We start from the raw sequence: 25,539 nt of genomic DNA, 5'->3' as shown, positions 1-25,539 counted from the left end.
TTTTTGTCATGCTACATTCTATGATTTTGTTTTACTGGAACTCTTATTGGTTCTTTGGCCAATAAGAGCTGAACGCCGAAGTAAAGTATACTTGCAAGCGTCATTCCAGAAATGGCATCTACAAAGGCATGCTGCTTCGTAAATAGCGTTGATAAAATAATAAGTGTACCGAAGAAAGTAAGGATGTAATATTCAAAAGCATGCTGTTCTCTACGCTTAAAGGCAGCTAACATAATTACAAATGTAGTAAGAACGTGAATGCTAGGGAAACAGTTTACTGGCTGGTCGATACTATAAATATAGCGAACTAGTTCAGAAAATACATCTGTTCCAACGACAGTCGGACGCGGTACAGTTGTTTGCCAAAAATAATAAATAGAAAAACAAGCAAGCTTTCCAAAAATAACACTACTTAAAGTGACATAATATTGCTTTCGGTCAGCAAAGCAGTAATAAATAAGTGCGCCGTATAAGTATGGAAACCAAAGTAAATAAGGAATAATAAATGCTTTTACAAATGGAATCCAATCATCTACTACAGTTGTAACGTCTACTGCGTGAACAGTCGATTTATTTAATACGTCGTAAAGGGGACTTACGAGCACGAGTAGAAGTATATAACTTAACGGAAGAAAAGATGAAAGTTTAAATTTCTTCATGTTGATCTCCTATGTTTAGTAATGTAAGTAAATTCAATTGATTATAATATAGAAACGTGAATTGGGCTATCGATTTTACTTACATTTTCTTGAATTAACCTTACGTTTTTGTCACTTGACTAAAAAGAAGGAGAGGGTGCTAAATGAAGCGTTTATCGTATTTCTTATTTTTTATATTGATATGCCTAGTAGGTGCTGGGTGTGCAAAGGATAAAGAAGGAGAGAAATTAGAATATAACGGAAGAGCACTCGTAATTGGAGTTGTTGGAGAAAAGCCGAAAGATACGTTTAGGAATGTAAAGTTTGAAGAAATGAAGTTAGAGGAACTAGAAAAGAAATCTAAGGAAGTGGATGGTTTTCTAATAATGAAAGATCACTTTCAAGAAGCCTCAACAGAGCAGTATAAAAATGTATTTTCATCGCTAAAGAAACCAGTGTTTTTTATCGGTTTACAAGATAAATCATATTCAATTTTTATTACAAAAGGAATAGAGTATAACAGTGCACGAAAAGATGTAAATGCTATGTATACGCAAGGCTTTGCAAATATCGGAAGTGGTGAAGGGCAACAATGGGCAATTGGTTTATCTAATGGTGGAAATACAGAAGAAAGTATTCATAATATGTATATCGTCGTATTTCAAACCATCGCAGATTATTTGAATAGATGATGAGGGAGCCTGTAAACGAGGCTTCTTATTTTTTTAATCAAACGTTTGTTTAAGCTGTATGTTCGGTAGGAAGAAACTGATGTAACTCAATGGTTAACAAAGAGAAATGGAGAATTAATCAAACGTTTGTTTAAGCTGTATGTTCGGTAGGAAGAAACTCCTGTAGTTCAAAGGTTAAGAAAGAAAAATGGAGAATTAATCAAACGCTTGTTTAAGATATATGTTTGGTGCAGAATCTAAAAAATTTATATATTTATTTTTTTCTTAACAAATGGCGGAAAAATAAGAAAAATTCGCAGGATTATTAAAAATTATCACGAAATAAGTAAAAGTTTAGCGAATAATGGTTTGAAATAATAAAACGTTTTCTATATGATAAAGGTAAAGGTTAGTAAAAAAGTAGGTGAATTTATGACAGTAACATTTTATTCATATCCAAAGTGTGGCACATGTCAAAAGGCAAAGAAATGGTTTGAGGCAAACGATGTAGCATATGAGATGATTCATATTGTTGAAAATCCACCATCAAAAGAAGATTTACGTAATTTACATGAAAAAAGTGAATTACCATTAAAAAAATTCTTTAATACAAGTGGAATGCGTTACCGTGAACTTGGTCTAAAAGATAAGTTGAAAGATGCAAGCGAAGACGAAATGTATGAGCTTTTAGCATCTGATGGCATGTTGATTAAACGTCCAATTGTAACAGATGGAACGAATGTAACACTTGGTTTTAACGAAGAGCAGTTTGAAAGTGTGTGGAAAAAGTACCAATAAGGTATTTTTACATAATTAATACATTCACTGGAGGTACAGTCATGAGCATTCCAAATAATTTACGTTACTCTGAAGAACACGAATGGGTAAAAACTGAAGGTAATGAAGTTGTTATCGGTATCACTCACTTTGCACAAGGTGAGCTAGGCGATATCGTATTCGTTGAACTTCCTGAAGTAGGTGCAACAATCGAAGCTGACGAGCCATTCGGAAGCGTAGAATCTGTTAAAACAGTTTCTGAGTTATACGCACCTGTAAGCGGTAAAGTTGTAGCAGTAAACGAAGAATTAAGTGACCAACCAGAACTTGTTAACGAATCTCCATACGAGGGTGCATGGATGGTTAAAGTTGAACTTTCTGATGCAAGCCAAGTTGAGAAGTTATTAACTGCAGAAAAATATGCAGAAATGACAAACCAAGACTAATTATAGTCGACTAAAGGACAGCCTTTGTGCTGTCCTTTTTTATTTTGTGTGAAATAATGAAATTCAAGTTATATGTAAATAAATAAGCTATTATGAGAAAAGCTGTTTTGTGGTAAGGTTTCATAAGTCTTCACAATCTAAACGAGCCGCTTGCGCTTTTCATTGTCCAGCTCTAGCGGCTAGATTGTTCGGTGGCTTCGCTTCTTCCTGCAAGGCCAAAAGCGCCTTTACGTCAGAAGCTCCATCCCCCTCACAATCTGAAAGAGCCGCTTGCGCTTTTCATTGTCCAGCTCCACCTCCTAGCCCTTCATGTCTAAGAACCTTCCGTACGAGAAGACAAAAAGCGTCTTCTGTACGAAAGAACCTTAGCCAACAGGGCTAAACAGTCGGTTCCGCTTTTCGTTGTCTAGCTCCAGCGGCTAGAACAGTCGGTCATTTCACTCCTGAACTTGAGGCAAAAGGCGCCTCTAGTTCAGGAGTTCCAATGCCCTCCTGTTCTAAACGAGCCGCTTCCGCTTTTCTTTTGCAAAAATAAACAGGAAACAACATGAAAATAACGAATATACTATATACTAAGTTCAAGGTTATATAGTATATGGTGATCGGGTGATGACATATGATTTATGTAGAAAAAGTCATTATTGTAGAAGGTACATCAGATAGAAGAAAGATTGAATCTATTATTCGTGAACCGGTGGAAATTGTTTGTACAAATGGTACAATTGGTTTGTCGAAAATGGATGAGCTCGTTGATCAGTTTTTTGATAAGGAAGTGTATGTGCTAGTGGATGCTGATGATGCTGGAGAAAAGTTAAGGAAACAATTTCGAAAAGAATTTCCGCAAGCCGAGCATATCTATATTGATCGCTCGTACCGAGAAGTGGCAACTGCGCCATCTACACACTTAGCAAATGTATTATGGGGAGCCGACATTGACGTTTATACAGAATATTTACGGTAAGGAATGATAGAAGTGATTGATTGGACAGGAGCCGAAGCTACAGCCCTAATAGAGAACGAAGAAAAAACAGTATTATATGTATATACTCCAATGTGTGGAACATGCCAATTAGCAAAAAAGATGTTAACAGTCGTTGAGATGACAATTGAAGGCCTCAAAATTGGGATGTTAGATTTAAATTATGCTCCGTATTTAGCGAAAGAGTATGGGATTGAAAGTGTACCTTGTTTACTTGTTTTTGAAAATGGGACACTGATGAAGAAGATATACGCATTTCATTCGGTTGAATATTTATATACGGAATTAAAGTAGGCGGCAAAATTTTTGCCGCCTCGACATATTTCTTGGGAAATATGTCGAGATGCAGGGTGGATACAGTATTTGTCGAGCGAAAATAACAGGATTGCTCTTTAGTGAGAGGGAATGGTATGTAATAGAAAGTGATATGAAGGATGTGATTTAGGGTGAGATTATATTCTTTGCTTCAATCATTTGTAAATTACGCTAATGGTCAATATCATTTAGAACCGCTTTTAAGACAAGAAGAAAAAACTGTTAATTTTCGCTTTGGAGATGAAAGTTGTTCGTTACAAATTTCAAGAGATTATATAGAGCTGGTACATGAGGAAAGAGGAACGGAACAAATCATTTGCTTAGATGAAAAGGATATAGAACAATTGGTGAATGGAAATGTACGATTGCAAATGTTAATGAACGATGGACGTGTACAATATTCAGGAACGTACCGAACGATGTTATTAGTGGAATCGATGTTTCATATATGTAAACCGATGTCAGTAGGTGCTTAAAATTCTGAAGTTTCATTTTTTGCGAAAATTTCTGTTGACATGGTGAGTGTATATTGATACAATTCAAGTCATAAAATATAGACAATTTCATAAATTTCAAATCAGACGAAAATTGAATCTGATTTCTCTTATCAAGAGAGGTGGAGGGACTGTGCCCTGTGAAGCCCGGCAACCGTCAACTTATGTTGAAATGGTGCCAATTCCTGCAAAGCGAATGCTTTGAGAGATGAGAGAGAGGGATAATGTTGTTATATACGCATATAAACCTTTCTGCTTCTCTAAAGCAGAAAGGTTTTTTTATTGTTTGAATGTGGAGGACATTCAAATAATAAAAGTAATGATAACAGTGGACTACACGCATTAAAAATAAAAAATTGCGGAGTCGATCCAAACAAAAAAGGGGTGAACATCATGATTCTATTAGAGAACGTAAAGAAAATATATAAGGCGAAAAGCGGTGATGTCACTGCTGTAGATAACGCCAATTTAAAAATAGAAAAAGGCGAAATATTTGGTGTTATTGGATATAGCGGCGCTGGAAAAAGTTCGTTAATCAGATTGTTTAATCAGTTAGAGAAACCGACTTCTGGCCAAATTACAATTGCGAATCGTGTTATATCAGCAATTACAGGAAGTGAACTTCGTAAGGCAAGACAAGAAATCGGAATGATTTTTCAACACTTCAACTTACTTTGGTCACGAACTGTACGTGAAAATATTGAGTTTCCACTTGAAATTGCAGGTGTTGATAAAGCGAAGAGAAGAAAACGTGTTGATGAATTAATTCATCTTGTTGGATTAGAAGGAAGAGGAGACGCGTACCCATCTCAGCTGAGTGGAGGACAAAAGCAACGCGTCGGGATTGCAAGAGCATTAGCTAACAATCCACAAGTGCTTTTATGTGATGAAGCAACGTCAGCTCTTGATCCGGAAACGACAGATCAAATTTTAGATTTACTATTAGACATTAATAAGCGTCTTGGTTTAACAATTGTACTCATTACACATGAAATGCACGTGATTCGAAAGATTTGTAACCGAGTGGCGGTAATGGAGAGAGGAAAGATTGTAGAAACGGGTCCAGTACTTGATGTATTCCGTAATCCGAAGCAAGATATTACGAAACGATTTGTACAGCAGTTAACAGATTCTGAAGATACAAATGAAACAATTGAAAGTTTAATTGAAAAATATCCAGATGGAAAAGTAATTCGTTTGCAGTTTATCGGTGAGGCTGTAGAAAGACCAGTGCTTCAACGATTAATGCAACGCAGTGATATAGAAGTTAGCATTTTGCAAGGAAATATTGCACAAACGAATAACGGTTCTTACGGTAGTTTAGTTGTTCATTTAAATGGTGAGGAAACAGCGATCCAGCAAGCAATAGAAGGAATTCATCAAGATCAAGTAGAGCTGGAGGTGATTGCACATGGATAAGTTACTCGCAAATGTTGATTGGAATCAAATGTTAGAAGCAACTGGTGAAACGTTATATATGACGGCAATCGCAGCTCTTGCGACATTTGTTTTAGGACTAATTTTAGGATTGTTACTCTTCATGACAGCAAAAGATAATTTATGGGAAAACAAATCAATTAATACGGTGATTGGAGCATTCGTAAATATATTCCGCTCTATACCGTTCATCATTTTAATTATTTTATTAATCCCATTTACAAAGATTCTTCTTGGAACAATTCTTGGAGCAAGTGCAGCTCTGCCGGCTTTAATTATTGGAGCCGCACCATTCTACGCGAGAATGGTTGAAATTGCACTTCGTGAAATTGATAAAGGTGTAATTGAAGCTTCAAAAGCAATGGGAGCAAAAACAAGCACAATTATTTTGAAAGTGTTAATTCCAGAATCATTACCAGCATTAGTATCTGGTATTACGGTTACGACAATTGCTTTAGTAGGCTATACAGCAATGGCGGGAGTTGTTGGTGCTGGTGGCCTTGGAACACTTGCTTACTTAGAAGGATTCCAGAGAGGGAATAACGATGTAACAATCGTTGCGACGATTTGTGTATTACTAGTTGTATTTTTAATCCAGTGGATTGGTGATAGTTTAACGACTCGAATAGATAAACGATAATAAAAACGGGAGGATATTTTAAATGAAAAAATTATTACTTACGGCACTTATTTCAACTTCAATTTTTGGGTTAGCTGCTTGTGGCGGGAAAGATAAAGATGAAAAGAAACTTGTTGTTGGTGCTTCTAACGTACCGCATGCTGAAATTTTAGAAAAAGCAAAACCGTTACTTGAGAAAAAAGGAATTGAATTAGAAGTGAAAAAATTCCAAGATTACGTGTTGCCAAATAAATCGTTAGCGGATAAGGAATTAGATGCAAACTATTTCCAGCACATTCCGTATTTAGAAAAAGAAATTAAAGATAAAAAATATGATTTTGAAATAGCAGGGAAAATTCATATTGAACCAATTGGTGTATATTCTCAAAAATATAAGAGTTTAAAAGAACTTCCAGACGGGGCGACAATTATTATGAGTAATTCCGTTACTGACCATGGACGTGGTTTAGCAATTTTACAAAAAGAAGGCATTTTAAAAATTAAAGACGGAGTAGATCCAGTTAGTGCAACTCCAAAAGATATTGCAGATAATCCGAAACACTTAAAATTCAAAACGGATATTGAGCCTGGTTTGTTGCCACAAGTGTATAACAATAAAGAAGGCGACGCTGTTTTAATTAACTCGAACTATGCAATTGATGCGAAATTAAACCCAGAAAAAGATGCAATTGCAATTGAAGGCGATGATTCTCCATACGCAAACGTACTAGTGGTTCGTAAAGGTGATAAAGATAAAAAAGCGATTAAAGAGCTTGTAGAAGTATTACATTCTAAAGAAATTGAAGACTTTATTACTAAAGAATATAAAGGTGCAGTTGTTCCTGTAAAAGAATAATTGCTGAAAAAGGGCTGGTGTATGCCGGTCCTTTTTTACTACATAACTATAGGGAGAAGGGGACGTCATATGAAAAAGATTCTATTGTCAGTTGTTACAGCATTATCTGTATTTACATTAGCTGCTTGCGGAGGGAAGGAAGAGAATAAGCTTGTTGTGGGAGCTTCTAACGTGCCGCACGCTGTTATTTTAGAAAAGGCACAGCCGATATTAGAGAAAAAAGGCATTAAGTTAGAGATTAAAAAGTTTCAGGATTATGTACTGCCAAATAAAGCGTTAGCGGATAAAGAAATTGATGCGAACTACTTCCAGCATATTCCGTATTTAGATAAAGAAATTCAAGAAAAGGGATATAAAATTGTAAACGCAGGAAAAATCCATTTAGAGCCGATGGGTATTTATTCTAAGAAGTATAAAAGCTTAAAAGACTTACCAGATGGCGGGACAGTGATTATGAGTAATAACGTAGCGGAGCGTGGCCGTATGCTAGCACTGTTACAAAAAGGCGGCGTTATTAAATTAAAAGACGGAGTAGATGTTGTTAAGGCAACAGTAAAAGATGTAGTCGAAAATCCGAAAAACTTAAAGTTTAAAACAGATGTAGAGCCTGGATTGTCACCAAAGCTGTATGAAAATAATGAAGGTGATGCTTTATTTATTAATTCAAACTATGCAATTGATGCAAAATTAAATCCAACAAAGGATGCAATTGCGATTGAAGGAGCAGACTCTCCGTATGCAAACATCATTGCAGTTCGTAAAGGTGATGAGAAGAAAAAAGAAATTAAAGAGCTAGTAGAAGTGCTACATTCAAAAGAAATTCAAGATTTTATTAATAAAGAATATAAAGGTGCTGTACTTCCGGTAAGTGAATAAATATAAGGAAAGGGCTGGAAAATTACCAGTCCTTTTTTCTTTATATAAATAAGAAGAAAGGTGTATCATAGAAAGATGTGAAGGAAATACTTATATACATTTGTGAAAAAACGGTTACTTTTTTTCGTCGTTTGCGATATCATTTTATTTGATATAAAATTAGAATGAGAATAAAATGAGAATATGAACGTTTTAGGAATTTTTAAAATGTATATATAGGATTAATGGAGGTATTGAGATGGCTGGTTCTACATTAACGGTTAAAGACTTACACGTATCAATTGATGGCAAAGAAATTTTAAAGGGTGTAAACCTTGAAGTAAAAGGTGGAGAAATCCACGCAATTATGGGACCTAACGGAACAGGTAAATCAACTTTATCTTCTGCAATTATGGGTCACCCAAAGTATGAAGTAACAGAAGGTAGCATCATCATCGACGGTGAAGATGTATTAGAAATGGAAGTAGACGAGCGCGCACAAGCAGGTCTATTCCTAGCAATGCAATATCCAAGTGAAATTAGCGGAGTAACAAACGCTGACTTCTTACGTTCTGCAATTAACGCACGTCGTGAAGAAGGCGATGAAATTTCTCTTATGAAATTTATCCGTACATTAGATAAAAACATGGAATTCCTAGAAATGGATCCAGAAATGGCACAACGTTACTTAAACGAAGGTTTCTCTGGTGGAGAGAAAAAACGTAATGAAATCCTTCAATTAATGATGATTGAGCCAAAAATCGCAATCTTAGATGAAATCGACTCAGGTCTTGATATCGATGCATTAAAAGTTGTATCTAAAGGTATTAACGAAATGCGCGGCGAAGAGTTCGGTTGCCTAATGATTACGCATTACCAACGTTTATTAAACTACATCACTCCAGACTTCGTTCACGTTATGATGAACGGTCGTATCGTTAAATCTGGTGGCCCTGAGCTTGCACAACGTCTAGAAGCTGAAGGTTACGACTGGATTAAAAAAGAATTAGGTATTGAAGACGAAACAACAGAGCAAGAAGCGTAAGAGAGGAGCATAAACATGACAATCGGTACATTACCTTTCGATCAAGAAACAATCCGTCAACGCGCAAGCGAAGTAAACGAAGCTGCTTGGTTGACTGAGTTCCGCTTACAAGCTCTTGCACAAGCAACTGAACTTCCAATGCCAACGCCTGATAAAACGAAAATTGACAAATGGGACTTTATCGGAAAAGGCGACGCTGCTAAGCAAGAGCCTGTAAGTTCTTTAACTGAACTTCCAGAAGCAGTGAAAAACTTAATCGATGAAAATAACAGCGTATTAGTACAACGCACTGGTACAACTGCATTCGTTTCTTTAGCAGACGAAGCAAAAGAAAAAGGTGTTATTTTTACAGACATCGTAACAGCAGCAACTGAGCATGCTGAACTAGTACAAAAGTACTTAATGAAAGACGGCGTGAAAGTAGACGAGCATCGTCTAACTGCACTTCATGCTGCATTAATCAACGGTGGTGCATTCGTATATGTTCCGAAAAACGTTGTTCTTGAAACTCCACTTCAAGCTGTATTCTTAGTAGACGGCGAAGAAGCTAACGTATATAACCACGTACTATTCGTAGCTGATGCGAACAGTACTGCAACTTATGTAGAAAACTATGTTGCAAATGAAAATGCTAAAGGTATTGCAAATATCGTAGCAGAAGTAATCGTGGAACAAGGCGCACAAGTGAAATTCGGTGCGGTTGATCTATTAGCAAAAGACGTAACAACTTACGTTAACCGCCGCGGCGTTGTAGGACGCGACGGCCGTATTGATTGGGCTCTAGGCCTTATGAATGACGGAAACACAATTTCAGAGAACGTTACGAACTTAATGGGCGACGGTTCATATGCTGATACGAAAACAGTAACAATTGGCCGTGGTAACCAAACACAAAACTTTACAACTAAAGTTGTTCACTTCGGTAAACATTCTGAAGGTTGGATTTTAAAACACGGTGTACAAAAAGATAGTGCAACATCTATCTTTAACGGAATTGGTAAGATTGAACACGGTGCATCTAAATCAAATGCACAACAATCTTCTCGCGTTCTTATGTTAGATGAAAAAGCTCGCGGTGATGCAAACCCAATTCTTTTAATCGACGAAGATGATGTAATGGCAGGTCACGCAGCTTCAGTAGGTCGCGTAGATCCAGTCCAACTATACTACTTGATGAGCCGTGGTATTCCAAAACGCGAAGCAGAACGTTTAGTCATCCATGGATTCTTAGCACCTGTAGTTAATGAGCTTCCAATTGAAGGAGTAAAGGCACAGCTTGTTGAGGTAATTGAAAGGAAAGTTCGCTAATGAATATTCATGAAATACGCAAACAGTTTCCAATTCTTGATCAAAAAGTGAACGGCAAACAACTTGTTTATTTCGATAGTGCAGCAACTTCTCAAAAACCAATTCAAGTCATTGAAACGTTAGAACGTTACTATAAAGAATATAATTCTAACGTGCATCGCGGTGTTCATACGCTCGGTACGAAAGCTACCGACGCGTATGAAGGTGCACGTGAGAAAGTTCGCAAGTTTATCAATGCGAAATCAATGGAAGAGATTATTTTCACGCGCGGAACGACAACTGCATTAAATACAGTAGCGGCTAGCTATGGTCTTGAAAATGTAAAAGAGGGCGATGAAATCGTTATTTCTTACATGGAGCACCATAGTAATATCATTCCGTGGCAACAAGTTGCGAAGAAAACTGGTGCAACTTTAAAATATCTTCCGCTTCAACCAGATGGGACAATTTCAATAGAAGATGCTCGTCAAACAATTACACCGAATACAAAAATCGTTTCTATCATGTATGTTTCTAACGTACTTGGAACGATTAACCCTGTAAAAGAAATCGGAGCAATTGCACACGAAAATGGCGCAATTATGGTCGTTGACGGTGCACAAAGTACACCTCACATGAAAGTAGATGTACAAGATTTAAACTGTGATTTCTACGCATTATCTGCTCATAAGATGTGTGGCCCTACAGGTATCGGCGTATTATATGGTAAAAAAGAATTGCTAAACAATATGGAGCCAATTGAATTTGGTGGTGAAATGATTGATTTCGTAGATTTACAAGAATCTACTTGGAAAGAGCTTCCGTGGAAGTTTGAAGCAGGTACACCGATTATCGGTAATGCAATCGGACTTGGTGCGGCAATTGATTTCCTAGAAGAAATCGGTCTTGATAATATTGAAAAGCATGAGCATGAATTAGCGCAATACGCTTTAGAAAGACTATCAGAAGTAGATGGCGTTACAATTTATGGTCCAAAGCATCGCGCTGGTCTTGTTACATTTAATATTGAAGACGTACATCCTCACGATGTAGCGACTGTATTAGATGTAGAAGGCATTGCAGTTCGCGCAGGACATCACTGTGCACAACCGCTTATGAAGTGGCTAAAAGCTTCTTCAACAGCACGTGCGAGCTTCTATTTATATAATACAAAAGAAGAAATTGATACATTTGTTGACTCGCTAATCAAGACAAAGGAGTATTTCACAAATGTCATTTAATAATTTAGATACGTTATATCGTCAAGTTATTATGGATCATTATAAAAATCCTCGTAACCATGGCGTATTAGAAGATAGTGTTACCGTTAACTTGAACAATCCAACTTGCGGCGATCGTATTCAACTTACGATGAAAGTAGAAGAAGGTATTGTGCAAGAGGCGAAGTTTGAAGGCGAAGGATGTTCAATCTCAATGTCTTCAGCTTCAATGATGACACAAGCAGTAAAAGGTAAGAAAATTGAAGAAGCACTTCAGCTTTCGAAAATTTTCTCTGACATGATGCTAGGAAAAGAGTACGATGACAGCATCGATTTAGGAGATATTGAAGCATTACAAGGCGTATGCAAGTTCCCTGCACGTATTAAATGTGCAACATTAGCGTGGAAAGCGTTAGAAAAGGGCTTAAACGAAGATAAGTAATGTTAAAGGTTCCTAAAAACGAGGTTATCTAAGGAGGGACACACCAACATGGCGAAGCAACTGCCAGATATCGGCGATTATAAATATGGTTTCAAAGACAAAGACGTTTCGATTTTCCGTGCTGGACGCGGTTTAACAAAAGAAATCGTTGAAGAAATTTCACGTATGAAAGAAGAACCACAGTGGATGTTAGACTTCCGTTTAAAATCACTGGATAAGTTCTACGAAATGCCAATGCCACAATGGGGCGGCGACTTAAACGACTTAGATTTCGATGAAATTACGTACTACGTAAAACCATCTGAGAAATCTGAGAAGTCTTGGGATGAAGTACCTGATGAAATTAAAGCAACATTTGATAAATTAGGTATTCCAGAAGCTGAGCAAAAATATTTAGCTGGTGTATCTGCACAGTACGAATCTGAAGTTGTATACCACAACATGAAAGAAGACCTAGAAGCTCTAGGAATCGTCTTCAAAGATACAGATAGCGCATTAAAAGAGAACGAAGATATTTTCCGTGAACATTTCGGAAAAGTAATCCCACCAACAGACAACAAATTCTCTGCATTAAACTCTGCAGTTTGGTCTGGTGGATCATTCATCTACGTTCCAAAAGGTGTTAAAGTTGATACACCACTTCAAGCGTATTTCCGTATTAACTCTGAAAATATGGGACAATTCGAACGTACGCTTATCATCGTAGACGAAGGCGCACACGTACACTACGTAGAAGGTTGTACAGCACCTGTTTACACTACTAACTCACTTCACAGTGCGGTAGTAGAAATCATCATTAAAAAAGATGCTTATTGCCGTTATACAACAATCCAAAACTGGGCGAACAACGTATACAACCTAGTTACAAAACGTGCGGTTTGTGAAGAAAACGCAACGATGGAATGGATTGACGGTAACATCGGATCTAAATTAACGATGAAATACCCAGCAGTTATCTTAAAAGGCGAAGGCGCTCGTGGTTTAACATTATCTATCGCGATTGCTGGTAAAGGCCAACACCAAGATGCTGGTGCGAAAATGATTCACTTAGCACCAAACACGTCTTCAACAATCGTTTCTAAATCGATTGCGAAGCATGGTGGTAAAGTAACTTACCGTGGTATCGTACACTTCGGACCAAAAGCGAAAAACTCTCGCTCTAACATCGAGTGTGACACGTTAATCATGGATAACCAATCTACATCTGATACAATTCCTTACAACGAAATCAAAAACGATTACGTTTCACTTGAGCACGAAGCGAAAGTATCTAAAGTATCAGAAGAACAATTATTCTACCTAATGAGCCGTGGTATTTCTGAGCAAGAAGCTACAGAAATGATCGTAATGGGCTTCATTGAACCATTCACTCGCGAACTTCCAATGGAATACGCAGTTGAAATGAACCGCCTAATCAAGTTTGAGATGGAAGGTTCTATTGGTTAAATAGAAATGCGGAGCCGACTGTTCAGACCCGTTGGCTAAGGTTCTTTCGCACAGAAGATGCTTTTTATCTTCTCGTGCGGAAGGTTCTTAGACATGAAGGTCTAGGAGGCGAAGCTGGACAATATATGTATGAAGAAAGCGTCCTGCTGTGCAGGGCGCTTTTTTGTTTTGCGGATTTGTCTTGGCTTGGGAGAGGATACCCAGGTAGGTTTCCAGCTAAATATATCAGCGGTTTTTCAAATATATCGACCATAACTCGGAATATATCAGCGATTATTTCAATATATCGACGATTCGACAAAGGATATCGACTTATCAACAAATTACGACATAGCAAGAGGAACGAATACCCCGCACTATTCAAACAGGAAAGGAGCATTTATACATAAAGAGGGCGACTGGAAGTAATTTAGATTAAAATACTGACAAATGCAGCAAAGAACTTATGGGAAAATCCCCACGGCTAACTTTCTGACAAATCCCCGCTCTACCAACTAATCCCCACACTGGCAAAAATAAAGTTTCTCATATAAAAAGGACAATCTTTTGCTTTTTCTCACAATGCGAGTACAATGTAAAATAGCAAGAAAAGACGAAAAGTATTTACAGGATTATTGTGTGCGCATAGCGTAAATGGCAGTAAGGAACTGAGAGGAGGTTTTTTCTCTGAATACAAATAAAGAAACAATCATCCACCTTTATCATACAAACGATATACATAGTCATTTTGAAAATTGGCCGCAAATTTCTCGGTTTGTTCTAGGGGAGAAAAAGCGAAGACAGGAAGCGGGAGAGACTGTTTTGACGGTTGATATCGGCGATCATGTGGATCGTTTTCATAGTATTTCGGAAGCGACGAATGGACTTGGGAATACGAAGCTTTTGAATGAGGCGTTATATGATTATGTAACGATCGGAAATAATGAAGGAATTACGTTAGCGAAGGAGCATTTGAATCGGCTCTATGATGATGCTGGATTTGAAATACTTGTCGCAAATTTATTTGAAAAAGAAGGGGTACGTCCGTCATGGGCAAGGCCTTATAAATTGCATACAACGACGGATGGGATTACCATTGCTTTTATCGGATTAACGGTAGCTTATCCAGAGTTTTATCAGATGCTCGATTGGCATATTGAAGATCCCATTATTCATTTAGAGTCTATTTTAGAAGAAGTGAAAGATGAGGCTCATATTACGGTTGTCCTTTCTCACCTTGGAAAAAGTATGGATGAGTATATGGCAGAGCATTATGATATAGATGTTATTTTAGGAGCACATACGCATCATTTATTTGAGCGTGGTATTCTACTGAATAATACTTTACTTTGTTGTTGTGAAAAGTGGGGGCGTTACGTTGGTCACGTACAGCTTACTGTGGATATAGAGATGAAGAAATTGCTGAAAAAAGACGGTAGGGCGATTAAGACGGAACGGTTAGGTGCTTATAGCGAGCCGTTATCCACAATTGAAATACTGCAGGAAGAAAGTGAGCATATAATGGCAGAGTCTGTCGTTCATTTAAAAGAGTCATTACCGGTTGATTGGTTTCATGAGACGCCGTTTTCTCACATGTTAGCAAGTGCGCTGAAAACATGGTGCAATGCAGAGATTGGCATGGTGAACGCTGGTGTACTTCTTGAAGGGTTAGAAGAGGGTGTTGTAACGCGCGGAGATATTCACAGAATTTGTCCACATCCAATTAATCCGTGTGCTTTGAAAGTTCCAGGAAAGATATTAAGAGAAGTTATTTTGAAAGCACGTAAGCCGAATATGGAGAATCTTGAGGTGAAAGGATTCGGATTTCGGGGAAAAGTGATGGGGAAAATGATTTACGCTGGTGTAGAAGTCATTCCAGATACGATTCCCGGGAATAAAATTTTACTCGAAGATGTATTAATTAACGGGGAATCGCTGGAATTAGATCGTATATATACAGTAGGAACGATTGATATGTTTACATTTGGCTACTTATACCCAGAGCTATCCACACTTTCTGACAAACAATATTATATGCCAGAACTACTTAGAGATGTGTTAACAGATATGTTAATAACTTATACATCTTCCGTTAAACTATAGGCTAGTTAACTTGTAACACTCATTTTTCTCTTGTCATACAGATAAGAAAGAGAGGAGTGTGAACTATGGTTAATGTGGAGCCAATTATAATTGATAATTATACGTTTATTGCAGTTAGCGTGAAACTTCCAAAGACGAATTTGCTAGCTGTAATGAGCGATAAAGGATATATTATGTGTGGTGCATTAGATGTAGGTCTTTTAAATGAGAAGTTAGGTGATCGAGGAATTATTGCTGGCCGTGCGGTTGGTGTAAGAACGATTGAACAACTTCTTGAAGCGCCACTAGAATCGGTAACGATTGGAGCTGAAGCATTAGGCATTCCAGCAGGTACGATTGGAAAAGAAGCATTATTAAAAATGAGATAAGCATATATCGTCCCTCCTTCTTGCATAGAAATGATATAAGAAGGAGGTTTTTTTATGAGTATATTTCGCTCGAAAAACTCGCGGTTTCGAAGGGGACCTATTGCCTTTCGGTATATACTGCTTATGTCGTTTATTCTTTTTGTTATATTACTTACGCAAGGGTTGTGGATTGTGAATAATAATATTCAGCCGACCTTAATTAAATATGGGGAAGTAGAGACACATAAAATGGCGACGGCAATTATGACGAAGGCAGTAAAGGATCGAATTAATGAAGGATTCGATGTAGATTCATTAATGAAAGTACAGAATGATAAAAACGGAAAAGTATCCACAATTAATTTAAATACAAAGCAAGTAAATGAAATCGTAACATCAACGACCACGTACATAGAAAAATATTTACAGCAAGTAGAACAAGGGAAGTTGAAGGAGCTAGGTATTGCTGAAAAAAACGGCGCGACTATGGCAGTTCCTTTTGGGCGTGTAACTGATAATGCACTTCTTGGTAATATAGGACCAGATATTCCGATTCATTTCACGCCAGTTGGACATGTGAATACAGATATTAAACAAAAAATTGAGCCGCATGGGATTAATACTACAGCGATTCAAATTGTTATGGAAATGGAAGTAACATTGCAAGTGATTATTCCATTTCATACGAAAGAGATAAAGGTGAAACAAAATGTTCCGATTGCGACGCGTATCGTTCAAGGGGAAGTGCCTACGTATTATGGAAGCGGAAGTGTTGCTGTACCTGATAAAAAGAGAACAGATAGTTAGTTGCATATAAAGTGAAACCCGGCTCAGTCAGGCTTTTACTGGATAAAAAATAACCGTAGCAATGCAGCTACGGTTATCGTTTTGTATTTGCTCGTTCTTTGCGCTCCCAAAGGCTTAAATGCATGTATGGATCGAAAGCCCATTCTGTATAGCCATTGTCTTTATACATGCCAAAATGTAAGTGGGGCGGAAATTTTCCGGCTGTGCCAGGAGGTCCATAACCAGTGCTACCAACAAATCCGATTACTTTCCCTGGCTCAACAATTTGTCCAAGCTGTATTTCTTTTGAAAACCCGCCTAAATGAGCGTAATAATGGTAATTGTTATGAAGGTCGCGAATACCAATGCGCCATCCACCAAGGCGGTTCCAACCTTTCGTTTCAATAATGCCATAGCAAGTCGATCTTACTGGCACGCCATATCCGGCAAAAATATCGGTTCCTTCATGAATCCTTCTGCCGCCAAAACTTCTTCCAGCGCCGAAAGTACTACGGTAGCTATGGTCACTACGGATCGGAAGAGGAAAAGCATTTCCTTCTAAATTAATACGTCCATAATGTTTATAAATTTGGGCGTATTCGCTAATTAAATCAACTGTTTTGGCACGTCTATAATATTCCCAGAGCATAATTTTAATACGGTCTTCTGATGTTCCTTGTTTCCTTAAAATAGTCGCTGCGGTATGCAGAAGATCACGGTCGCTATTTGCATTTGCAAATCCATCTTTGTCACCATCTAAACCTATTCCGCCAAATAGAGAAATTGTATGGGGAAGAGTATCGTTACTATTAATAGGTCCAGCCCATATTTCTGGTTTGAAATAAAGGGAAATGATGGCATCTGGTTTTTTCGGAATATCTTTTCTTACGCTCCGTATATTTCTTTCATATTGATCCATTGCAGCTAAGTAATACCATGGAATGCCTGAAGACTGCTCGGTTTCTTTATATAGTACCATGCGCTTTTCGTATATGCTTTGCTGATTATCTTCACCGTAAGCGATGTTTTGGTGGAGAAGAAAACAAATAGAAAGCAAAAGAGAAATTTTTCGAAGCATGAAATAGACTCCTTTCACAACATCACTCTTTTTAGTGTGGGATATACGGAGTATTTCATTATAGGGAACGATTGGAAAAAATCTTAGAATCTTCATTTGAGCAAATCGCTTTCATACGTTAGAATAGATATGTTACATTGAAAGAAGCGAACACGGTAAACTATTTCATATTGTGCGGAGTTGATAACCATGACAAAACAAACAGAATATAAGCGCAAGCCCGAATGGTTGAAAATTAAGTTAAACACGAATGAAAACTATACAGGCTTAAAGAAAATGATGCGTTCTAAAAATCTTCATACCGTTTGTGAGGAAGCAAAATGTCCGAATATTCATGAATGCTGGGCTGTAAGAAAAACAGCAACATTTATGATTTTAGGTGCGGTTTGTACACGTGCTTGTCGTTTTTGTGCGGTTAAAACAGGCTTACCAACTGAGCTTGATTTACAAGAACCAGAACGCGTGGCAGATTCAGTAGTACAAATGGGCTTAAAGCACGTTGTTATAACAGCGGTTGCACGTGATGATTTAAAAGACGGGGGAGCAGCTGTTTTTGCTGAAACAGTACGCGCTGTACGTCGTAAAAATCCATTTACGTCAATCGAAGTATTACCATCTGATATGGGTGGAGTAGAAGAAAACTTAAAAATGTTAATGGATGCAAAACCAGATATTTTAAACCATAACATTGAAACAGTACGTCGATTATCTGACCGAGTTCGCGCTAGAGCAAAATATGAACGTTCATTAGAGTTTTTACGTCGAGCGAAAGAAATGCAGCCTGATATTCCAACTAAATCGAGCATTATGGTGGGCTTAGGTGAAACGAGAGAAGATTTAATTGAAGCAATGGATGACTTACGTGCAAACAATGTGGATATTTTAACTCTTGGGCAATACCTACAACCATCTAAGAAGCACTTACCAGTTCTTAAATATTACCCACCAGCAGAATTTGCAGAGCTTAAAGAAATTGCACTTAGCAAAGGATTTAGCCACTGTGAAGCTGGCCCACTTGTGCGTTCTTCTTACCATGCGGACGAGCAAGTACGTTCTGCAAAAGAAAAAACAGCAGAAGCTAAATAATGAAAAAAGAGAGCTAACGATTAGCTCTCTTTTTGTTTATACTCTAAAACGGTATTTGGACATGTTAATAAAATCTTTTTTAATTCTTCTGTGGATAATTCAATTGTAAATTCAGGTACACCAGGTGTAATTAAAATTTTATCGTACGTATAAATAGCGTTATCCACAATAATTGTTACATCGTGTGAATATCCGAAAGGAGCCACACATCCCGGCGTACAACCAGTTTTGTCTCGCAGTTCATCAGGAGAACAGAGAGATAAGCGTTCTCCTGTTAGTTCTTTCATCTCTCCCCGGTTGAGCCTTGTGCCCTCTAACGTAAAAAATACGTAATAATCTCCAGACTTTGATTTTAAAAATAAGCTTTTACTTGGAGTGCCTTGTAAGCCGAGTCTCTCACGTACAATCCGATCTGTCTCATAATCGAGTACTGGTTCGTGTTCAAATTTTTCATAAGAAACATTTGTTTTATGTAGTAGAGCAAGTACATCTTCGTACATATGGAGTGATACCCCTTTCTATTATTAGTACAGTTTCTTCTCGTGGCGTCAACTGAATGTTTTGGAAAGGGATATTACTTAGACGATGCTTCCCATAAGCGTTTTATGATACATTGTTCGTCGATTGTAATTTCGTAAATATCAGGATTCGTTAAAGTTCTCCATTCATTAAAGCCAATCGTATGATTAAAATGCTTTAAAATGAGCGTAAGTAAATTGCCATGTGTAACAAGTAGTGTTGTTGTATGGTTTAATTGTAAAACGTCTTGAATAAGCGATATGGCACGGTCTGTTGCTTGTTTTGTTGACTCTCCGCCTGAAAAGGCAATATCTATATTTGTAAAAGTAGATTCTAGTTTTTGCATCCAATCATCCATTGGAACGTTGCTCAATATGCGTTCAGTTAATCGTTCATCTTCTTGGATAGATAAGTTAGCTTGGAGCGCATAGGGCCGAATGGAATCGATAGCTCGGACAAATGGGCTTGAAATAATATGATCGATTTGTAGATGATTTTCTAAGAGAAATGTAGCAAGGGTATTTGCTTGGTCTTTTCCATCGGTCGTTAATTCAGCATCACGTTTTTGCCCAGTTGCTGAACAATGTCGTATTACAATAATTTTCTTCATAATTCATCCCCATCTTTCAAGTTGACGCTATATACTTCGACAAATGTGGAAATAATTCCTTTTTCTTGGAAAACGGCATATGGATTTAAATATGTGGAAAAGTAATGTGGATAATGAACATTTGAGGTGCAATCATGAATAAAATGATATGTATTGTAGTTAGTCTTTGTTTTTTTTATACACTTGTCCACAACTTATGCAGAGTCGAATCAAAAAGTAAATTATCCAAGCAATCGAAATAAGTCATTTGTGAGTGAGGATATTTTTTATAAACAGTTAGATAAGAAAATTTATAAAGAATACAATAATGCAGCATATAGTGTTCGAAAAAAAATCTTATTTAAAGAAGTGCCCGATGAAGAATTTTCTTTCCTACAAAAAACAGCCGTGGGTTGTCGGAGTAGTGTGATGCTTCAAGATTTTTTTGTTCATCCTGATCGCCAAGTTTATTTTTTTGCTTCCTTTTCTCAAAATGAAGTAGAAGAGTTTCATAAATATATCGTTATAGATGCAGAAACAAAGAGGCAGCTGCAAGAAGGAAAAAGCTATCATCATTGCGACAATCCATAAAAAATAAACCACCAATCGGTGGTTTGTTTTTTACTCCGGTACACTCATTAATTTCGCTTTCATTTTGCGAATAAGAACGACAGCGCCAATTGTACAAAGAAGTGTAATTCCTTCTGCAACGAAGATATTGATTGTTTTTGTTTGGTAAAGTGCCGCGAAAAAGTCTACAAATGCGTGGAATAGTATAGCGTATACTAGGAAGATATATTTCTTCTGTTTTACTGCGTATAAAACAAGCATTGTAAAGGCAATTTGAAGCACGAGTGCCATAATTCTTTCTAAGCTACCAAGGAAGTATAAGTAGGCAGGTTGCTGAATTAACATGTCCTGTAAAATGCTCAGCTCGGGTTTTTGTTCAATCAGTCGAGCGAAGCTACCATCGTTAATAGAATTAGCAAAGATTAATGCTTGTAATGCAGAAAAACCGCCAATTAAAATAGATTCAATTCCGCCGTGACCAATTCCATAAGCGAAGCCATCTTTATATTCTAGATATTTTTTTAGTAAGAAGAAGAAGGCAACGAAGCGTCCTAATTCTTCAAAAATACCAGCAGTCAATCCGCCATAAATTGCGAAGACAAACGGATTTTCTAAAAATGGAGCGATTGTTGGATTACCGCGCATAAATAGGTGGAATGGTGTTTCAAGAATTTGGGTAAATCCGATAAAGATAAGAACACCAATGCCGACTACTTTCCAATTCATATTATATTTTTTACGGAAATAAACGAGTACAATAATTGGGACCAGAATCGAGACAATGAGTTGAAAGATGATGCTGGCAATTACAGTATTTGAAACCATACTTTCACCGCTTTCTAATATATGTACATAACTATTATGCATCAAATATAGGAGAGATGAAACTTTTTAAGATAAAATGAATTTACTTATTGACTCTAACGTTGCGTCATACTTTATCGTATGTACTAAGGGGGAGATACAAATGACAATGAGAGTAAAAGAAGTAGCTGATTTAGTTGGAATTAGTGTGCGCACACTGCATCATTACGATGAAATTGGGTTGTTAACCCCAGACGACACGACAGAGTCTGGATATCGTCTGTATTCCAATGAAAATTTAGAGACATTGCAGCAAATTTTGTTTTTTAAAGAGCTTGGCTTCCCTTTGAAAAAAATTAAAGAGATTATCATGAGTCCATCATTTGATCGCGAAGAGGCACTAGAGCTTCATAAGAAAATGCTTCTTGAAAAGCGTGCTAGATTAGATAAGGTGATTGCGACGATTGATAAAACAATTCAGCATACAAAAGGAGAGATTGAAATGACGAATAAAGAGAAATTTGAAGGATTCGATTTCAGCCATAACCCATATGAAGAAGAAGCACGGGAAAAATGGGGAGACGCAGCTGTAGATAAAGCGAACGAATATGCAAAAGGTATGTCAAAAGAGAACCAAGAGGAGTTTAATGCTATTTATAGAAATTTAGCAGCGCTTAGACACGGAGCACCAGATTCTAAAGAGGCACAAGAAGCAATTGGGGTGTGGTACGATTACTTGCAAAACTTCGGTGAATATTCATTAGATGCTTTTAAAGGACTTGGTCAAATGTACGTCGCTGATGAGCGCTTTACGAAAAATATCGATAAGTTTGGTGAAGGGTTAGCGCAGTTTATGTGTGATGCGATGGAGGTTTATGCGGATCGTAATAAAAAATAAAAAGTAAAACAGGTGGAGATTTTCTCCACCTGTTTTACTTTTTAATCATATCATTCAAAGTCTGATCTCCCGTATTGTTCAAATGAGGATTTTTACTCATTTCACGTTTTAGCATATCGAGGCTTTGCGTATATTCTGTATCATTTAATGCGCCAGATTGAAGACCTTGAATTTGGGAAATCAACTTTTGGTCTGTTGATACATATCCTTTATAATAGCGAGGGACGATGGACAAAGCAGCTCTATATACTTGATCCGCTACGAGTTTTGGATCCGTTGTGTTTGCACGGTATACAACAAATACTTCATCATCGGTAACGAGCGTAGCAGCGTTTGTAACGTCAGGAAGTTTGACTGTCATGCTTGTAATCATTTCAGCGACTTTCTCACGGTTAATGGCCCCTACTTGTTTGTTAGACACTTCATGCTTTTGTTTAGATGAATAACCGACTCTCGTTAATCGTGTATTTGTATTTTCCGTATGATACATGTCGTTTTTGTTGGAAACAAGAACACGGCTTCCTTCTTCACGTTCCATTTCGGCTTTATTCGTTGATTGGCAGCCTGCAAATAAGGAAAGAGTGAGGAGAGAGAGTATAATTTGTTTTTTCACGATGTATCACCTCCTTCTCCATAGCATGCACTAATTTTCAATTTTTTGTATTTGAAATTGTTGGTTGTTATGCTTTGTGATACGATAAAAAGAAGAATGCTTAGAGAGGAAGTTAATGATGGAGCAAAAGCAAGAGATTCATGCTACGGTGAGCATTAATAATGTGCAGTACGAAGTAATTAAAAACTTTCGTGACGGTTTTAGTGAAGAAGCATTTAAAGAGCGCTATGCAGAAATTTTAAATAAATATGATTATATCGTTGGAGACTGGGGATATGAGCAACTTAGACTGCGCGGATTCTTTGATGATAGTAACCAGCGTGCGACATATGATACGAAAATTAGTACGTTAACGGAGTATTTATACGAGTACTGTAACTTCGGTTGCGCACATTTTGTATTACGAAAAGTGAAGAAATAAAAAAATCCTCTTACGATTGTAAGAGGATTTTTTGCATTATAAACAAATCGAGATATAATCTCCTTCAGATAGTATTGTATTTGGCTTCATTTGTTGTCCATTCAATTGAATATCCCCATTTTTAATTTTATCCACAATGCGTGTACGGCTCCAGTCGGAAATATATGTGGATAAGGCTTTATCGATGCGGTGGGAACCGAAAACGATGTCTAATACGATCGTGATTTTAGCTATGCCGTTTTCTTTATGTTGCATAATGGAAATAGTAGTAGTTGTTTCGGCTTGATCTTGCTGCGTCATATCGACTGTTTCAACGTGATCAGTAAATGATTTATAAATACGCAGTTTTTGATTCCACGTATGATCTTTCGGACATTTATAAATGGCAAAGCGGTATATGTTTTTTCCGTTGGCGTTATGCCTACGAATATTTGTGTCGGTAAATAGGGTAGTGCGTCTGCAATTTTTACAATACTTTTCGATTGTGTTTTGTTCATTTTCATATAAACTCCAAGAAAGTTGTACTTTCTGCATTTTCCTTCACCTCTTATAGTAGTGGCAAAGGAACGTAATACAGCTATTTGGATGTCTTGTAGTATGAAGACATGAGAAAAAGACAAAAATAAAAGGAGGTTCCCTTAGGAACCTCCGTAAACATCATACTACAGATGCGTTACGTTCCTTTGTAATGGGAATGGGCAGACTACTCCCTTGAAAAAGCGTGGTGCTTTTTTGAGAGTAATGCTATCCAATTGCTGGTCCATTACAAAGTAAATGTTGGCATACGTAGATAACGTCCTTTCTACCCAAATAGATTTATTCTTAATCATAACATATTAGTTTGAAAATTAAAAATACTTATAATGAAAAAACACCAGCTAAAACAGCTGGTGCCTAAGATAAATTATATAAGTTCAAATAAAAATGAGCGTAATTCTTCTGCAATTTCTTCAGTCATAGAAAATGCGTGCTCTAAGTAGCCTGGTTCGTTTAAATCGTCAGCACCGATGATTGCAAATTTATTGCGTTGCATATCAAGGACAATTGTTTTACCGTAATGACGATCGGAGTATAATAGCGCTAAATCGTGACGCTCATTTTCTCCCATAAAGCTAACGAAACGAGTTTTTGTAGCGACAGTATCGTCGTACAGAAAGAAACGTTCTTCCATACACATGGCTCCTTTATTAAATATCTAAGTTTAAGTGTGGTTTATGATCTAAATGGTGATGCGTTTTAATGAATCGTACTGTTCTTGTTTTGTAACGCATTACGATAGAGTATGTTTCAGCTAAATCTCCACCAAGGAATTTAACACCGTCTAATAATTCACCAGCAGATACACCAGTTGCTGAGAAGATTGCATCATCCCCAGATACTAAGTCATCTAACATAAGAAGTTGACGAGGATCTTCTAATCCCATTTCACGACAACGAGCTTCTTCTTCTTCGTTCATTGGAACTAAACGAGCTTGCATTTCACCTTCAAGGCATTTTAATGCTGCTGCAGAAATAACACCTTCTGGAGCTCCGCCAATACCTACGAATAAGTCGATACCCGTTCCAGGTAGTGCTGTTGCGATTGACGCACCAACATCACCGTCACCAAATAATTTTACGCGTGCACCTTTTGCACGAACACGGTCAATAATATCTTGATGACGTTCACGTTCTTGAACGATAACTGTTAGATCGCGAATCTTTTTATTGTTAGCTTCTGCTACAATTTCAATTGTTTTTTCAATTGGATCATCTAAGCTAATTTTACCAGCTGCTTTTGGACCAACCGCGATTTTTTCCATGTACATATCAGGAGCATGAAGAAGGTTCCCTTTGTCTGCGATTGCAATAACTGCCATTGCATTTGCAAGACCTTTTGCAACGATGTTTGTACCTTCTAATGGATCAACGGCGATGTCTACTTCTGGACCGTTACCTGTTCCTAGTTCTTCACCAATATACAACATCGGTGCTTCATCAAGTTCTCCTTCACCAATTACAACTGTACCTGCCATGTTTACTGAATCGAACATATCACGCATTGCTGTAGTTGCTGCATCATCTGCTTCATTTTTCTTTCCGCGGCCCATCCACTGTGCGGATGCTAAGGCTGCTGCTTCTGTTACACGGACAATTTCTAGTGCGAGTTCACGTTCCAAGATTCCATTCCTCCAATTTCAAAAATCATACAAATATAACTATAACAAATAACGGAGAAA

At 37.4% G+C, this 25,539-nt stretch carries 30 protein-coding genes, 1 pseudogene and 1 riboswitch; of the genes and pseudogenes, 22 read left to right on the top strand and 9 right to left on the bottom strand.

What is annotated here, in order from left to right; translation table 11 throughout:
• Positions 1-11: 11 nt before the first annotated feature.
• On the bottom strand, positions 12-659 hold the full coding sequence (locus tag ES895_RS12115) for a phosphatase PAP2 family protein (protein WP_000713771.1): 648 nt from the start codon (positions 657-659) through the stop codon (positions 12-14).
• 143 nt (positions 660-802) lie between these two features.
• Between ES895_RS12115 and ES895_RS12110 the strand changes: the two genes are divergently transcribed.
• From ES895_RS12110 to yunB, 18 genes are all read left to right on the top strand, one after another.
• On the top strand, positions 803-1,330 hold the full coding sequence (locus tag ES895_RS12110) for a hypothetical protein (RefSeq protein WP_000826877.1): 528 nt from the start codon (positions 803-805) through the stop codon (positions 1,328-1,330).
• A 411-nt stretch (positions 1,331-1,741) separates the two neighbouring features.
• A complete protein-coding gene (locus ES895_RS12105) occupies positions 1,742-2,107 on the top strand; it encodes an arsenate reductase family protein (RefSeq protein ID WP_000218968.1) in 366 nt (121 codons plus the stop codon).
• A 41-nt stretch (positions 2,108-2,148) separates the two neighbouring features.
• Positions 2,149-2,532 (top strand): glycine cleavage system protein GcvH, encoded by a 384-nt coding sequence (gene gcvH / locus ES895_RS12100; protein WP_000026896.1) that lies wholly within the window; start codon positions 2,149-2,151, stop codon positions 2,530-2,532.
• Positions 2,533-3,148: 616 nt separating this feature from the next.
• Entirely contained in the window at positions 3,149-3,493 is a 345-nt protein-coding gene (locus tag ES895_RS12095; RefSeq protein WP_000640870.1) for a toprim domain-containing protein, read from the top strand.
• A gap of 3 nt (positions 3,494-3,496) precedes the next feature.
• Complete coding sequence (locus ES895_RS12090; RefSeq protein ID WP_002062684.1) at positions 3,497-3,805, top strand: thioredoxin family protein; 309 nt, start codon at positions 3,497-3,499, stop codon at positions 3,803-3,805.
• 152 nt (positions 3,806-3,957) lie between these two features.
• On the top strand, positions 3,958-4,302 hold the full coding sequence (locus tag ES895_RS12085) for a hypothetical protein (RefSeq protein WP_001242139.1): 345 nt from the start codon (positions 3,958-3,960) through the stop codon (positions 4,300-4,302).
• 125 nt (positions 4,303-4,427) lie between these two features.
• Positions 4,428-4,535, top strand: a riboswitch (SAM riboswitch).
• Positions 4,536-4,713: 178 nt separating this feature from the next.
• Positions 4,714-5,739: a methionine ABC transporter ATP-binding protein gene (locus ES895_RS12080; protein ID WP_000601780.1), complete on the top strand. Its 1,026-nt coding sequence runs from the start codon at positions 4,714-4,716 to the stop codon at positions 5,737-5,739.
• Entirely contained in the window at positions 5,732-6,397 is a 666-nt protein-coding gene (locus ES895_RS12075; protein WP_000359401.1) for a methionine ABC transporter permease, read from the top strand. The genes ES895_RS12080 and ES895_RS12075 overlap by 8 nt, the downstream gene beginning before the upstream one ends.
• A gap of 22 nt (positions 6,398-6,419) precedes the next feature.
• Positions 6,420-7,232 (top strand): methionine ABC transporter substrate-binding lipoprotein MetQ, encoded by an 813-nt coding sequence (gene metQ, locus ES895_RS12070; RefSeq protein WP_000735096.1) that lies wholly within the window; start codon positions 6,420-6,422, stop codon positions 7,230-7,232.
• 69 nt (positions 7,233-7,301) lie between these two features.
• Complete coding sequence (gene metQ / locus ES895_RS12065; RefSeq protein WP_000722399.1) at positions 7,302-8,108, top strand: methionine ABC transporter substrate-binding lipoprotein MetQ; 807 nt, start codon at positions 7,302-7,304, stop codon at positions 8,106-8,108.
• Positions 8,109-8,346: 238 nt separating this feature from the next.
• Complete coding sequence (sufC, locus tag ES895_RS12060; protein WP_000929160.1) at positions 8,347-9,132, top strand: Fe-S cluster assembly ATPase SufC; 786 nt, start codon at positions 8,347-8,349, stop codon at positions 9,130-9,132.
• A 15-nt stretch (positions 9,133-9,147) separates the two neighbouring features.
• The gene (gene sufD, locus ES895_RS12055; RefSeq protein WP_000152167.1) at positions 9,148-10,440 is read left to right on the top strand and encodes a Fe-S cluster assembly protein SufD; all 1,293 of its coding nucleotides are present in this window, start codon (positions 9,148-9,150) and stop codon (positions 10,438-10,440) included.
• Positions 10,440-11,660 (top strand): cysteine desulfurase SufS, encoded by a 1,221-nt coding sequence (sufS, locus tag ES895_RS12050; RefSeq protein ID WP_001020760.1) that lies wholly within the window; start codon positions 10,440-10,442, stop codon positions 11,658-11,660. The genes sufD and sufS overlap by 1 nt, the downstream gene beginning before the upstream one ends.
• Positions 11,650-12,081, top strand: a complete 432-nt coding sequence (gene sufU, locus ES895_RS12045) for a Fe-S cluster assembly sulfur transfer protein SufU (RefSeq protein WP_000009523.1) — start codon at positions 11,650-11,652, stop codon at positions 12,079-12,081. The genes sufS and sufU overlap by 11 nt, the downstream gene beginning before the upstream one ends.
• A 48-nt stretch (positions 12,082-12,129) precedes the next feature.
• Entirely contained in the window at positions 12,130-13,527 is a 1,398-nt protein-coding gene (sufB, locus tag ES895_RS12040) for a Fe-S cluster assembly protein SufB (protein ID WP_001118827.1), read from the top strand.
• A 666-nt stretch (positions 13,528-14,193) separates the two neighbouring features.
• A complete protein-coding gene (locus ES895_RS12030; protein ID WP_153580208.1) occupies positions 14,194-15,609 on the top strand; it encodes a bifunctional metallophosphatase/5'-nucleotidase in 1,416 nt (471 codons plus the stop codon).
• A 65-nt stretch (positions 15,610-15,674) separates the two neighbouring features.
• Positions 15,675-15,977: a YunC family protein gene (locus tag ES895_RS12025; protein ID WP_000248465.1), complete on the top strand. Its 303-nt coding sequence runs from the start codon at positions 15,675-15,677 to the stop codon at positions 15,975-15,977.
• A gap of 54 nt (positions 15,978-16,031) precedes the next feature.
• Complete coding sequence (gene yunB, locus ES895_RS12020; protein WP_098522059.1) at positions 16,032-16,763, top strand: sporulation protein YunB; 732 nt, start codon at positions 16,032-16,034, stop codon at positions 16,761-16,763.
• A 73-nt stretch (positions 16,764-16,836) separates the two neighbouring features.
• On the opposite strand, the gene ES895_RS12015 is transcribed toward yunB, so the two are convergent.
• On the bottom strand, positions 16,837-17,820 hold the full coding sequence (locus ES895_RS12015) for a M23 family metallopeptidase (protein WP_061654813.1): 984 nt from the start codon (positions 17,818-17,820) through the stop codon (positions 16,837-16,839).
• 189 nt (positions 17,821-18,009) lie between these two features.
• Here ES895_RS12015 and lipA point away from each other — a divergent pair, with 189 nt between their 5' ends.
• On the top strand, positions 18,010-18,906 hold the full coding sequence (lipA, locus tag ES895_RS12010) for a lipoyl synthase (protein WP_000166372.1): 897 nt from the start codon (positions 18,010-18,012) through the stop codon (positions 18,904-18,906).
• A 20-nt stretch (positions 18,907-18,926) separates the two neighbouring features.
• On the opposite strand, the gene ES895_RS12005 is transcribed toward lipA, so the two are convergent.
• Positions 18,927-19,406 (bottom strand): YbaK/EbsC family protein, encoded by a 480-nt coding sequence (locus ES895_RS12005; protein ID WP_000272747.1) that lies wholly within the window; start codon positions 19,404-19,406, stop codon positions 18,927-18,929.
• A 74-nt stretch (positions 19,407-19,480) separates the two neighbouring features.
• Entirely contained in the window at positions 19,481-20,035 is a 555-nt protein-coding gene (locus ES895_RS12000) for a histidine phosphatase family protein (RefSeq protein WP_000721050.1), read from the bottom strand.
• 134 nt (positions 20,036-20,169) lie between these two features.
• On the opposite strand from ES895_RS12000, the pseudogene ES895_RS30110 reads away from it, so the two are divergent.
• Positions 20,170-20,605, top strand: a pseudogene (locus ES895_RS30110) (hypothetical protein).
• 30 nt (positions 20,606-20,635) lie between these two features.
• Here the strand turns inward: ES895_RS30110 and ES895_RS11990 are convergent.
• Entirely contained in the window at positions 20,636-21,451 is an 816-nt protein-coding gene (locus tag ES895_RS11990; RefSeq protein WP_002101508.1) for a YhfC family intramembrane metalloprotease, read from the bottom strand.
• A gap of 100 nt (positions 21,452-21,551) precedes the next feature.
• Between ES895_RS11990 and ES895_RS11985 the strand changes: the two genes are divergently transcribed.
• Positions 21,552-22,286, top strand: coding sequence for a MerR family transcriptional regulator (locus tag ES895_RS11985; RefSeq protein ID WP_135238369.1), 735 nt, complete (start codon positions 21,552-21,554; stop codon positions 22,284-22,286).
• 34 nt (positions 22,287-22,320) lie between these two features.
• Here ES895_RS11985 and ES895_RS11980 read toward each other — a convergent pair whose 3' ends face one another.
• The gene (locus tag ES895_RS11980) at positions 22,321-22,899 is read right to left on the bottom strand and encodes a YhcN/YlaJ family sporulation lipoprotein (protein WP_000744039.1); all 579 of its coding nucleotides are present in this window, start codon (positions 22,897-22,899) and stop codon (positions 22,321-22,323) included.
• Between the two features lie 118 nt (positions 22,900-23,017).
• Here ES895_RS11980 and ES895_RS11975 point away from each other — a divergent pair, with 118 nt between their 5' ends.
• Positions 23,018-23,320 carry a YutD family protein gene (locus ES895_RS11975; RefSeq protein ID WP_000435943.1) on the top strand — a complete coding sequence of 101 codons (303 nt, stop codon included), beginning with the start codon at positions 23,018-23,020 and terminating at the stop codon, positions 23,318-23,320.
• A 36-nt stretch (positions 23,321-23,356) separates the two neighbouring features.
• Here the strand turns inward: ES895_RS11975 and ES895_RS11970 are convergent, their stop codons facing one another.
• From ES895_RS11970 to glpX, 3 genes are all read right to left on the bottom strand, one after another.
• Complete coding sequence (locus ES895_RS11970; protein WP_001174575.1) at positions 23,357-23,854, bottom strand: hypothetical protein; 498 nt, start codon at positions 23,852-23,854, stop codon at positions 23,357-23,359.
• A 370-nt stretch (positions 23,855-24,224) separates the two neighbouring features.
• Positions 24,225-24,491 (bottom strand): DUF3055 domain-containing protein, encoded by a 267-nt coding sequence (locus tag ES895_RS11960; protein ID WP_000392606.1) that lies wholly within the window; start codon positions 24,489-24,491, stop codon positions 24,225-24,227.
• 16 nt (positions 24,492-24,507) lie between these two features.
• A complete protein-coding gene (gene glpX / locus ES895_RS11955; protein ID WP_000439090.1) occupies positions 24,508-25,479 on the bottom strand; it encodes a class II fructose-bisphosphatase in 972 nt (323 codons plus the stop codon).
• Positions 25,480-25,539: the final 60 nt, after the last annotated feature.

The sequence above is a fragment of the Bacillus sp. 007/AIA-02/001 genome, from assembly GCF_004634455.1.
Classification (GTDB): Bacteria; Bacillota; Bacilli; order Bacillales; family Bacillaceae_G; genus Bacillus_A; species Bacillus_A cereus.
This window is presented reverse-complemented; position numbering and strand designations above follow the sequence as displayed.

What these genes read in the sequence shown, in the direction of transcription:
- ES895_RS12115 (WP_000713771.1), bottom strand. Translation starts at nt 659, where the DNA reads ATGAAGAAATTTAAACTTTCATCTTTTCTTCCGTTAAGTTATATACTT.
- sufU (WP_000009523.1), top strand. Translation starts at nt 11,650, where the DNA reads ATGTCATTTAATAATTTAGATACGTTATATCGTCAAGTTATTATGGAT.
- ES895_RS11970 (WP_001174575.1), bottom strand. Translation starts at nt 23,854, where the DNA reads ATGCAGAAAGTACAACTTTCTTGGAGTTTATATGAAAATGAACAAAAC.
- ES895_RS11975 (WP_000435943.1), top strand. Translation starts at nt 23,018, where the DNA reads ATGGAGCAAAAGCAAGAGATTCATGCTACGGTGAGCATTAATAATGTG.
- ES895_RS12105 (WP_000218968.1), top strand. Translation starts at nt 1,742, where the DNA reads ATGACAGTAACATTTTATTCATATCCAAAGTGTGGCACATGTCAAAAG.
- ES895_RS12080 (WP_000601780.1), top strand. Translation starts at nt 4,714, where the DNA reads ATGATTCTATTAGAGAACGTAAAGAAAATATATAAGGCGAAAAGCGGT.
- yunB (WP_098522059.1), top strand. Translation starts at nt 16,032, where the DNA reads ATGAGTATATTTCGCTCGAAAAACTCGCGGTTTCGAAGGGGACCTATT.
- sufB (WP_001118827.1), top strand. Translation starts at nt 12,130, where the DNA reads ATGGCGAAGCAACTGCCAGATATCGGCGATTATAAATATGGTTTCAAA.
- ES895_RS11990 (WP_002101508.1), bottom strand. Translation starts at nt 21,451, where the DNA reads ATGCATAATAGTTATGTACATATATTAGAAAGCGGTGAAAGTATGGTT.
- ES895_RS12075 (WP_000359401.1), top strand. Translation starts at nt 5,732, where the DNA reads ATGGATAAGTTACTCGCAAATGTTGATTGGAATCAAATGTTAGAAGCA.
- ES895_RS12005 (WP_000272747.1), bottom strand. Translation starts at nt 19,406, where the DNA reads ATGTACGAAGATGTACTTGCTCTACTACATAAAACAAATGTTTCTTAT.
- gcvH (WP_000026896.1), top strand. Translation starts at nt 2,149, where the DNA reads ATGAGCATTCCAAATAATTTACGTTACTCTGAAGAACACGAATGGGTA.
- ES895_RS12110 (WP_000826877.1), top strand. Translation starts at nt 803, where the DNA reads ATGAAGCGTTTATCGTATTTCTTATTTTTTATATTGATATGCCTAGTA.
- metQ (WP_000722399.1), top strand. Translation starts at nt 7,302, where the DNA reads ATGAAAAAGATTCTATTGTCAGTTGTTACAGCATTATCTGTATTTACA.
- sufC (WP_000929160.1), top strand. Translation starts at nt 8,347, where the DNA reads ATGGCTGGTTCTACATTAACGGTTAAAGACTTACACGTATCAATTGAT.
- ES895_RS11985 (WP_135238369.1), top strand. Translation starts at nt 21,552, where the DNA reads ATGACAATGAGAGTAAAAGAAGTAGCTGATTTAGTTGGAATTAGTGTG.
- ES895_RS12025 (WP_000248465.1), top strand. Translation starts at nt 15,675, where the DNA reads ATGGTTAATGTGGAGCCAATTATAATTGATAATTATACGTTTATTGCA.
- sufD (WP_000152167.1), top strand. Translation starts at nt 9,148, where the DNA reads ATGACAATCGGTACATTACCTTTCGATCAAGAAACAATCCGTCAACGC.
- metQ (WP_000735096.1), top strand. Translation starts at nt 6,420, where the DNA reads ATGAAAAAATTATTACTTACGGCACTTATTTCAACTTCAATTTTTGGG.
- ES895_RS12000 (WP_000721050.1), bottom strand. Translation starts at nt 20,035, where the DNA reads ATGAAGAAAATTATTGTAATACGACATTGTTCAGCAACTGGGCAAAAA.
- ES895_RS12095 (WP_000640870.1), top strand. Translation starts at nt 3,149, where the DNA reads ATGATTTATGTAGAAAAAGTCATTATTGTAGAAGGTACATCAGATAGA.
- lipA (WP_000166372.1), top strand. Translation starts at nt 18,010, where the DNA reads ATGACAAAACAAACAGAATATAAGCGCAAGCCCGAATGGTTGAAAATT.
- sufS (WP_001020760.1), top strand. Translation starts at nt 10,440, where the DNA reads ATGAATATTCATGAAATACGCAAACAGTTTCCAATTCTTGATCAAAAA.
- ES895_RS11960 (WP_000392606.1), bottom strand. Translation starts at nt 24,491, where the DNA reads ATGGAAGAACGTTTCTTTCTGTACGACGATACTGTCGCTACAAAAACT.
- ES895_RS12015 (WP_061654813.1), bottom strand. Translation starts at nt 17,820, where the DNA reads ATGCTTCGAAAAATTTCTCTTTTGCTTTCTATTTGTTTTCTTCTCCAC.
- ES895_RS12090 (WP_002062684.1), top strand. Translation starts at nt 3,497, where the DNA reads ATGATAGAAGTGATTGATTGGACAGGAGCCGAAGCTACAGCCCTAATA.